Below are 9,198 nucleotides of genomic sequence, written 5' to 3' on the forward strand. Positions count from 1 at the left end.
AGGGCCACGAGCAGCAAGGGCACCACCAGAGCACCGGGGTTGAAGGACTCCACGAGACCGCGTATGCCCTCGTAGAACCTACCGTCGTCGGTCCAGGCGCGGTCAATTGACGTGAGGATGACAGTCACGACCCCGACGACGGCAAGCAGTGCGAGCGGAATCCACAGCAGGCTGAAGCCCAGGTTGAGCAGGAGGAATCCGACGATTCCCGCGGTGCGTGCCCCCGATTTCTGACGGGGCTCTAGTGGCGGCTTGGGCACCCGCGGCACCATCAGCCGGGTTTGGTAGTTCGGATCGGTCACGGGTGTGCTCTTCTCTGTCTCTTGGGGAATTAGCGCGGTCACGATACCAGTGCGGTGAGATATCACACCAGTATGTGGCTACCTAGTCGGGCAGCGTCTGAAATTCGCTGGTGAGGTTTGGTCACCGCGACCGAAACGGCCCTCGCCGTAGGTCGGGCCCGTCTTGCGTGCGCCGCCCGCCTCCCTCGCGGCTTCTGCGCACCTTTGGGACAAGTGCGTACGCGCGCCACACCGCAGTCGCCCCGAAACAGCGCAGACGATGAGCGGATGACGACTTCTCCAACGAACTACCGGCGCAGGACGCTAGTCGGGCAGCTGCACCTTGCTGCCCACCTCATAGGTACGCTGCGATAGTTCGGACCGCAGATAGTCGTCGGCGAGCGCCTTGACGATGAGATACCGCTTCTGGGGGCTCGCCTCGAAGAGCAGCCTGCGCTCACTTCCAGTGCCCGTAGTGGCAATCGGCACATGAGGGTTGCGGTCGAGAAACGCCAGGATCCGGTCGGTGGTGAGCAGCGCCGCATACTCCAGCTCGTTATCCAGGATGCGCGACAGCTGGGCCATTTTCGCCACCATCGCGGGATCGGTGGCGACCGCCGCCGCCAGCTCATCTGCGCCCTCGATGGCGAGCTTCGAGGTAGCTCTCGCGAACGTCCTGGTGGCCATCGCGCGGGCTCGCTGCGTCGAGCCGAGTGAGCGCTGCAGGGTGGTGATCGAGGTGACGAACACGTGATCCCCGAACACGAGGGCGTCAAACCCCGGCTCGTAGTACACGACCTCGGTGTCGATCCGCTCGAAAATCCCGCCCCGAGGCACCAGAATCCGGATGCCGCGTGGCCGACGGGTGGCGATCCCCGGGCCCTTGAGGCGGTACGCGGTGAGCCCCAGGGTGGGGGATTTCCATGCACGATGCACGGTGGCGACCACGTGCGAGTTGAGCGGGTCATCCTTTGTTGAAACAGGCGGAGTTGAAGCAGGCCCAGTCGAAACAGGCGGAGTTGAAGCAGGCGGAGTTGAATCGAGCGGTGCGGCCTGCAGCGCCGAGTGAAGGCGACCGAGTTCGGGAACCTCGCCCAACTCGTCGACCAGGGCCTGGTTGGAGGCGAGCTGGTACGACGGGTCGTACGCGAGCCACTGCTTCGCGAGAATCGCTTCGGCGTAAGAGAGGACGTCGGCCGCGACCTCCATCGTGGTCTGCTGGTCGAAGGTAATCGCACGAGGCGCACTGTCGCTGAGCGACCGCCCCCTGACGAGGAAGTTGCTGGCCGCGGCATCCACCTGGATTGCATGAATCGCCGCGGTGAGCTCGACCCGAAGTGTCTCGAGCGAGGTGGCCTCAACCGAGTTGGTCTCAAGATCTGCGGTGCGGGCGGGCCCGCTGCTGCTATCGGCGCGGGTATCGGTCATCGTCTACTCCCCAGTTCGATGTAGGTGTTGGGCGCTATCAGTTGGCCATTGATGACACCGCCGGCACCGAGGCCCCGGCGGCGGGTGAGCACTGCGACGGTAACGCCGGTGGCGTCGTCGACCACCTGGTACAGCCGAAAGCCGCAGCACGCGAGCAGAGGATTCAGGTAGAACAACTCGGCGCCCACATAGACGACCATCAGGAGCACCAGCATGATCGCCATCGCCACCAGCCGCGGCAAGTCGACTGCGAACAGCGCGATCGCGATGGGCGCAAGGTACGAGGCGACGAGAGCTATCGTGTCGATGTCTCGCGGTGCCGCCGCGCGCGCGAAAATCCGCTCGGGAGGAAGGGTACCGGTCGCCCGCAACACCAGCCCCAGAAGCAGTATGGGTAGGGCGAGCACCACGGCGAGGATGATGTTAAGCCCGACCCCCGGGAGCGGTTGCACCAGGAGGGCGAGGGCAACAAGGAGCGGGCTGAACGCCGAAGCGAGCAGACCTATCCCAATGGCGGTAACTCTCATCCCTCCGAGGGTATGCGCCCGCGGAGACATTGGCGAGCGGTGAGTCGCTCAGGCGTGAGAGTCGGGCACCGGAGCATCCGGAATCCGAACATCACGCAGGCCGCAACCCAGGCGACGCAGGAAGCCGTCGATCTGACTCATCATCCGGATGCTTTCGGTGGATGTCGCGTCAGCAATCGCTGCTCGATACACATCCGAGATGCGAGCGATGATTTGCCCACCGATGGGCGTGAGTTGGAGCAGGACGCTGCGACGGTCATCTGGATGGGGCACCCGCTCCATCAGCCGCGATGCGACCAAGCGATCCGTGACGGCCGTGACGGCGCCATTGGTCAACTCGAGCGACTGCGCGAGTGCTTTCGGTGTCAGCTGTCGAAACTCCCCCACCCGCGCGATGGCGCGAAACTCGGTGCGGCTCAACCCCTCCGACTCGGCGATGCGGTGTCGAAGGTGCTCGACTCCCTGAACGAGCGTCGAGACTGCCCCGGCAAGCTCCAGTGCCGAATCCGACAGGATCCCGCTGTCGACCGGCTGTGATTCGCTCATTACTGCCCCCGTGTCAGCCAACTAAGGCGCCCCCCAAGAGTACGGGGCCAATGGCCGCACCCGCGCCCCCAAAAATGGGTACATCGTTCGATTTTTGAACGACATTAGCACCACGACTCAGCGCCGCCGAGAGAGCGTCACTGTGAACTTGGGCGTTCGCTCGACCTGGCTCGTCGGCCCGACGGTCCGCTCGAGAGTGGGCCGGTAGTCCAGGTGCGAGTTGAACACGGTCCACAGCTCGCCGCCGGGCCGGAGCATCCGCGATGCTGCCTCGAACAGTTTCGTCGAAACTCCCGAATGCACGGCAGCCCCGGTGTGAAACGGCGGGTTCAACAGCACGAGGTCAACGCTACGATCCGCCACCCTGGAGCCCGCGTCATCCCGAGTCACCATCACGTCGAGGTCGTTCGCCCGCATCGTCAGAGTCGTGGATGCCACGGCAGCAGCCGACTCGTCTGTGGCCAGCACCCGTGCCTCGGTACCCCCCGCAGCAGCCTGCCGCGCGAGGGAGGCCGCCAGGAGCCCCGTGCCGCAGCCCAGATCGACGGCCGACTGGAACGAACCGACACGGTCGAGCACCCCGAGCAGCGCGCGGGTGCCGATGTCGACCGAAGTTCCGGCGAAGACGCCGCCGGTCGCGACTACCCACAGCCCGAGGTCGGCGTGGAACTTTCGTCGTGGCTCAACGAACGGCCCCGCAAGCGGCTGGCGGGCGACGAGGCACCGCGATTTTTGGCGGGCGTGAGTGACATCCACTCGACCAAAGTGCCGCCCAAGCACCTCGTTCATCGTGACCGTCATGTGCTTGATGCGCCCGCCAGCGATCACGACAACGCCGGGGGAAGCGTGCGCCGCGATGAGAGCCGCGATCTCGTCGAGTGCGTCAAGCGAGCGGGGCAGCCTGAGAAGCACCAGAGTTGCGCCGTCGAGGAGCGCCGCCTCCAGCGGAAGCGAACGGAAGTCACCGTCACCATTGGCGGCGAGCGCACGTTCGGCCGAAAGGCGATCCTGGTGCACGCGAACGCTGACCGCCCCGCGGTCAAGAGCTCCCAGCGTGAGCGCACCGTAATCGTCGCCAATTACTGTCACCTCGGCACCGGGCAGCAGGGCGCCTGCCTCGTTGAGAATCAGAGTGTCTGCCGCATCCCATGCCCGAAGCTCTGGGGCTTCGAAGTCGGGCCAGCGGCGCAGGTCGTCGAAGCTGAACGCGCTCACTCCGAGCGCTGCCCAAGCTGACGCCACACGACCACCGCATTGGAGCGCTTCGACCGCTCACCCGCACGCAACGACACCACATCGCCCTCCGCGCCCGCGGCAAACACCCGCCGACCCGGACGTGCGAGCATCTCGTTCGCAAGTGCGTGCTCAAGTTCGCGCACGCGGGCACCCAGCTCTGTCACCTGGTTCTCCAGTTCCAGGATGCGCCTGATGCCCTCGAGATTCAGCCCCTGCGCGCTCAGAGCGGCGATCTCGCGCAACTGCACCACGTCGCGCATCGAGTAGCGGCGCGACTGCCCCGCGGTGCGAGTGGGACTCACCAGCCCGATGCGGTCGTACTGCCGCAACGTCTGCGGATGCATCCCCGCAAGCTCAGCGGCGATGGCGATCGCAAACAGCGGCGAGAACTCGTCCATCAGGGGTCACTCATCATCCGACGGCAGTCAGGCCGACGCGGCCTTCTCGAGCAGCTCGTCACGCGGGTTCTCGGTCGGCATGGCGGCCGCGAACGCTTCGAGATGCTTGAGCGCGTCATCCGTCAACTTACCCGGAACTGCCACCATGATCTCGGCGAGCAAATCGCCGGTGCCCTTAGTGGATGCCACTCCCCGCTCTTTCACGCGCAGGATCCGGCCGCTCGGGGTGCCTGCCGCGACCCGCAGTTTCACGGGATCACCGCCCAGCGTCGGCACCTCGATCGTCGACCCGAGCGTCGCCTCCACGAAGGTGACAGGCACAACCACGCGCAGGTTGAGCCCGTCGCGCTCGAATACCGGATGCTTGCGCACCGAGATCGAGAGCACGAGGTCACCGGCGGCGCCCCCGTCAGCACTCTGTTCGCCCTTGCCCTTGAGGCGGATCTTCTGCCCATCGCTGACCCCGGCAGGGATCTTGACGTTGATGGCTCTCGCACCGGCAGGCTGCAGTTTGATCGTCTCGCCCCGAATTGCCGTCACGAAGTCGAGGGTCGTGCTGGCGGTGAGGTCGCGACCCCTGGTCGGGCCGCCCGCCCCGCGGAATCCGCCGCTGGTCGAACCAAAACCGCCACCACCGAACATTCCGCCCAGAAGATCTTCGAAAGAGGCGCTGGACTGGGGTCCGCCCGCCTGAGAGCGTGGGCGCTGTTGCTGTCCGAACATTCCGCCGAACACGTCCTCGAATCCACCACCCTGCTGGCCACCCGCCGAGAAGCGGGCGCCCGAGCCCATCGCGCGAATCTGGTCGTACTCCTTACGTAGTTCCGGATCGGAGAGCACCGAATGTGCTTCGCTGATCTCCTTGAACTTCGCCTCGGCCTTCGCATTACCCGGGTTTGAATCCGGATGATGCTGCCGCGCGAGTTTGCGATAGGTCTTCTTCAGATCCGCCGGAGTAATGGTCTTGGGAACGCCGAGAACCGCATAGAAATCCTTATCAAACCAGTCCTGGCTCGCCATCGTGTCGCTCCTGCCTGCGTTGCCGCAACACTTATTCTGCCGGAACGAAGACGGCGACCTTAGCCGGGCGAACCAGCCTGTCACCGAGCACGTAGCCCGCCGAAATCACCTCGGCAATGGTGTTGACGGTCACCTCGGGGTTGGGCAGCTGCACGACGGCCTCGTGGAAGGCCGGGTCGAAAAGCTCGCCCTTCTCGCCAACCTCCCTCAGGCCATACTTCTCAAATGACGCGCGCAGCTTTTGGGCCACAATCGTCAACGGCGCACCCTCGACCAGGTCACCATGCGCTTCCGCGAGCGCCAGATCATCGAGCGCAGGCAGGAACGAACGTATGACCTCGGCGATGACGGCCTCTCGGTTGGCGGCGCGGTCACGCTCCACACGAGTGCGGAAATTGACCAGCTCCGCCTGCGCCCGCTTCATGTCCGAGCGCATCTCGGCGACGAGATCGGTCGCCGCCTGGTCGAGCAGCGCCTGGTCGTCGGGCGACAGTGCATCCTCGCCACCGGTTGCGCCAGGTTTGCCCCTGCCCGACTTAGCCGCCGCCGGGGCGGATGCCCGTGCCGATTCAGAGGCATCCCCCCTGGCAGCGCCGTCTCGACCAGCGCCGTCCCGATCAGCTGCGTCGCGAACATCACCGGTCTCGGGGTCGACCCGCCGCTTATCGCGGATTCTGGGCTCGTCCGCCCGTCTGGATTCGTCCGGATCCCGGGGCTCTTCAGGGTGGGCGTCGTTGTTCTTCTTGTTCGCCATCGCTACTTCTTGGGCTTCGAGGATGGCTTCGACTCGGAACCCGTCGAAGGCTCCTCATCGTCTACGACCTCGGCATCGACGATGTCTTCGTCGCTGCCCTCGGCCGCGGGCTCCTGCGTGCCCTCGCCGTCGGCGCTTCCATCGGCCGAGCCATCCTGCGAGGCGCTGTAGATGGCCTGTCCGAGCTTCTGCTGGCTCTCGCTCAGGGCGTCGAATGCGGTCTTGACGGCCGCCTCATCGTCGCCTGCGAGCGCCGTCTTGAGCGCATCCACATCGGCCTGTACTTCGCTCTTCACGTCGTCGGGGAGCTTGTCCTCATTCTCTTTGATGAGCTTATCGGTCGAGTAAGCAAGCTGCTCGGCGGTATTGCGAACCTCGGCAGTCTCGCGACGGGCCTTATCTTCGGCCGCGTGCTCTTCGCCCTCGCGAACCATGCGCTCGATGTCATCCTTCGACAGCGACGAGCCGCCGGTGATGGTCATCGACTGCTCCTTGCCGGTGCCCTTGTCCTTGGCGGACACGTGCACGATGCCGTTGGCGTCGATGTCGAACGTGACCTCGACCTGCGGGATGCCCCGGGGCGCCGGTGCGATTCCCTGCAGCTCGAACGTACCCAGGTTCTTGTTATCGCGGGTGAACTCACGCTCGCCCTGGAACACCTGGATGGCCACGGACGGCTGATTGTCGTCGGCGGTGGTGAACGTCTCACTGCGCTTGGTCGGGATCGCGGTGTTGCGGTCGATGAGCTTCGTCATGATGCCGCCCTTGGTCTCGATACCGAGGCTCAGGGGCGTGACATCGATCAGCAGCACGTCTTTGCGCTCGCCCTTCAGCACGCCGGCCTGGAGCGCTGCTCCGACGGCGACGACCTCATCCGGGTTGACGCCCTTATTGGGCTCCTTGCCTCCGGTCAGCTTCTTGACGAGTTCGACGACGGCCGGCATGCGAGTGGATCCACCGACGAGCACGACGTGTGCGACATCCGCAAGCTTCACGCCGGCCTCTTTGATGACATCGTTGAACGGCTTGCGGGTGCGCTCGAGCAGGTCTGCCGTGAGTTCCTCGAACTTGGCGCGGGTGAGCGATTCGTCGAGGTTGGCCGGGCCGTTCTCCGTGAGAGAGAGGTAGGGCAACTGGATCGTGGTGCTGGTCTGGCTCGACAGTTCCTTCTTGGCCTGCTCGGCGGCCTCCTTGAGGCGCTGCTTGGCGATCTTGTCTTTGGAGACGTCGACACCGGTCGAATCCTTGAAGCGCTGGATCAGGTAGTCGACGACCCGCTGGTCCCAGTCGTCTCCACCGAGGCGATTGTCACCGGAGGTCGACTTGACCTGGATGGTCGAGAAGTCATCGTCTTTACCCACTTCGAGGAGTGAAACGTCGAAGGTTCCGCCACCGAGGTCGAAGACCAGGATGAGCTCGTCTTCCTTGCCCTTATCGAGCCCGTAAGCGAGGGCGGCAGCAGTCGGCTCATTGATGATCCGCAGCACGTTGAGGCCCGCGATTTCGCCTGCCTCCTTCGTGGCCTGGCGCTCCGCGTCGTTGAAGTATGCGGGGACGGTGACGACCGCGTCGGTGACGGGCTCGCCCAGGTACTGCTCGGCGTCGCGCTTCAGTTTTGCAAGAATACGTGCCGAAATCTCCTGGGCGGTGTACTTCTTGGAGTCGATGTCCTGCTTCCAGTCCGTGCCCATATGGCGTTTGACTGACGCGATCGTGCGATCGACGTTCGTGACGGCCTGGCGCTTGGCGGTCTCGCCGACCAGCACCTCCCCGTCCTTGGTGAAGGCCACAACCGATGGGGTCGTGCGGAAACCTTCTGCGTTGGCGATGACGGTGGGTTCTCCACCCTCGAGGACGGCCACGACAGAGTTCGTGGTTCCGAGGTCGATTCCTACTGCTCGAGCCATGTGCTCTTACTCCCTATTTATTTCGTCCACAGATATTTATTTCATCCACAGATGCTTGGTGCCGAATGCAGCAACTTGAGCCGCGCTGTGTCAAGTTTGATGCAGTGGATGACCCGTGTCAAGTTCGTTAGCTGAAACTTGAGTGTAAGTGACTCAAGTCTTGACCCCAGCGTCTTCACCCCAGCGCCATCACCTCAGCGCCTTCACCTCACCGGCGTGGCGCTAGCGCTGGACGACAACCCCACGCCGACGCCGTACGTAGACTCCGGCAATCACCAGCAGCCCGGCCGCGAGCAGCGATCCCGCGAGGTACAGCACTCCCACAGTGGCCAGGCCCGTCAGGGCCAGGGACAGGGTGGTCAGTCCCTGAACGAACGACCGCACCCCACCAGCAGGCAGATTCACCGTAGACGTGGTGCCGGTCGACGGGCGGTAGCCCTGAGGCACAGAAGCGAGGTCGATGGTCGCCGTGTAGGTGCCTGGAGGCAACGTGCTCTTGCTCCAGGCACCCGTGGCGTCCGTCGTGACGATGATCGTGACCGGCCCGACGGGGCCGTTCCAGATAACGACAACTCGAGCGCCAGAAATCCCGCGATCACCAGGATCGCGAACGCCGTTACCGTTGACATCGTCGAACACGACCCCGTTTAGCGCAGCGTTTCCGACAACGACGAAGTCGACATCCAACCGGGTACCCCCGCTGCTGAGCGTCGCAACGGCGCTGGATGCGCTACCCCCATCCAGGTCAGACGCCGGTACGTACCCCGCGGGCAGTGTGGTGGGGTCATAGGAGACCACCACATCTCCGGCCGGAAGTCCGAGCGCGCGGTAGCGGCCCGAGGAATCGGTCGTGGTGACGACCACGATGTCATCCGGCGTTCCCTGGATGCCATCGGCGCCGGAGGAACGGACGGTAACCACGACACCGGCCAGCCCGGGCTCGTTGCCGGTCTGCGTGCCATCGGCGTCGACATCCAGCCACAGAAGATCTCCGACGCCCGCAGTACCGCGATATCCGAAGTCCTGGTCGAGGTTGGTCGCGCCACCGGCGAGGCTGAGCCGCGAGGCGCCATCCGCACCGCCGTCGGGATCAAAGGTGGG

At 64.6% G+C, this 9,198-nt stretch carries 10 protein-coding genes; all 10 read right to left on the bottom strand.

Annotated features, from left to right (window positions below):
- Nucleotides 1-302: hypothetical protein (locus RMN95_RS15815; protein WP_309617867.1), on the bottom strand; the 302-nt coding region annotated here is incomplete at its 3' end.
- A 303-nt stretch (nt 303-605) separates the two neighbouring features.
- Complete coding sequence (locus RMN95_RS15820; protein WP_309617868.1) at nt 606-1,709, bottom strand: Kiwa anti-phage protein KwaB-like domain-containing protein; 1,104 nt, start codon at nt 1,707-1,709, stop codon at nt 606-608.
- Nucleotides 1,706-2,236: a hypothetical protein gene (locus RMN95_RS15825; protein WP_309617869.1), complete on the bottom strand. Its 531-nt coding sequence runs from the start codon at nt 2,234-2,236 to the stop codon at nt 1,706-1,708. Before RMN95_RS15825 ends, RMN95_RS15820 begins: the two co-directional genes overlap by 4 nt.
- 48 nt (nt 2,237-2,284) lie before the next feature.
- Nucleotides 2,285-2,782, bottom strand: a complete 498-nt coding sequence (locus tag RMN95_RS15830) for a MarR family transcriptional regulator (protein ID WP_309617870.1) — start codon at nt 2,780-2,782, stop codon at nt 2,285-2,287.
- A 117-nt stretch (nt 2,783-2,899) separates the two neighbouring features.
- Nucleotides 2,900-4,024, bottom strand: coding sequence for a methyltransferase (locus tag RMN95_RS15835; protein ID WP_309617871.1), 1,125 nt, complete (start codon nt 4,022-4,024; stop codon nt 2,900-2,902).
- Nucleotides 3,994-4,416 carry a heat shock protein transcriptional repressor HspR gene (locus tag RMN95_RS15840; protein WP_309617872.1) on the bottom strand — a complete coding sequence of 141 codons (423 nt, stop codon included), beginning with the start codon at nt 4,414-4,416 and terminating at the stop codon, nt 3,994-3,996. The genes RMN95_RS15835 and RMN95_RS15840 overlap by 31 nt, the downstream gene beginning before the upstream one ends.
- Before the next feature lie 27 nt (nt 4,417-4,443).
- A complete protein-coding gene (locus RMN95_RS15845) occupies nt 4,444-5,436 on the bottom strand; it encodes a DnaJ C-terminal domain-containing protein (RefSeq protein ID WP_309617873.1) in 993 nt (330 codons plus the stop codon).
- 31 nt (nt 5,437-5,467) lie between these two features.
- Entirely contained in the window at nt 5,468-6,190 is a 723-nt protein-coding gene (locus tag RMN95_RS15850; RefSeq protein WP_309617874.1) for a nucleotide exchange factor GrpE, read from the bottom strand.
- Between the two features lie 2 nt (nt 6,191-6,192).
- On the bottom strand, nt 6,193-8,097 hold the full coding sequence (dnaK, locus tag RMN95_RS15855; protein ID WP_309617875.1) for a molecular chaperone DnaK: 1,905 nt from the start codon (nt 8,095-8,097) through the stop codon (nt 6,193-6,195).
- Between the two features lie 222 nt (nt 8,098-8,319).
- A partial coding sequence (locus tag RMN95_RS15860) for an SdrD B-like domain-containing protein (RefSeq protein WP_309617876.1) occupies nt 8,320-9,198 on the bottom strand: 879 nt, incomplete at its 5' end.

Origin of the sequence: Salinibacterium sp. (assembly GCF_031364185.1) — a bacterium.
GTDB lineage: Bacteria > Actinomycetota > Actinomycetes > Actinomycetales > Microbacteriaceae > Rhodoglobus.

Bases quoted from the DNA above. Each gene is read 5' to 3' on its own strand.
- RMN95_RS15820 (WP_309617868.1), bottom strand. From the start codon at position 1,709: ATGACCGATACCCGCGCCGATAGCAGCAGCGGGCCCGCCCGCACCGCA.
- RMN95_RS15825 (WP_309617869.1), bottom strand. From the start codon at position 2,236: ATGAGAGTTACCGCCATTGGGATAGGTCTGCTCGCTTCGGCGTTCAGC.
- RMN95_RS15830 (WP_309617870.1), bottom strand. From the start codon at position 2,782: ATGAGCGAATCACAGCCGGTCGACAGCGGGATCCTGTCGGATTCGGCA.
- RMN95_RS15840 (WP_309617872.1), bottom strand. From the start codon at position 4,416: ATGGACGAGTTCTCGCCGCTGTTTGCGATCGCCATCGCCGCTGAGCTT.
- RMN95_RS15845 (WP_309617873.1), bottom strand. From the start codon at position 5,436: ATGGCGAGCCAGGACTGGTTTGATAAGGATTTCTATGCGGTTCTCGGC.
- RMN95_RS15850 (WP_309617874.1), bottom strand. From the start codon at position 6,190: ATGGCGAACAAGAAGAACAACGACGCCCACCCTGAAGAGCCCCGGGAT.
- dnaK (WP_309617875.1), bottom strand. From the start codon at position 8,097: ATGGCTCGAGCAGTAGGAATCGACCTCGGAACCACGAACTCTGTCGTG.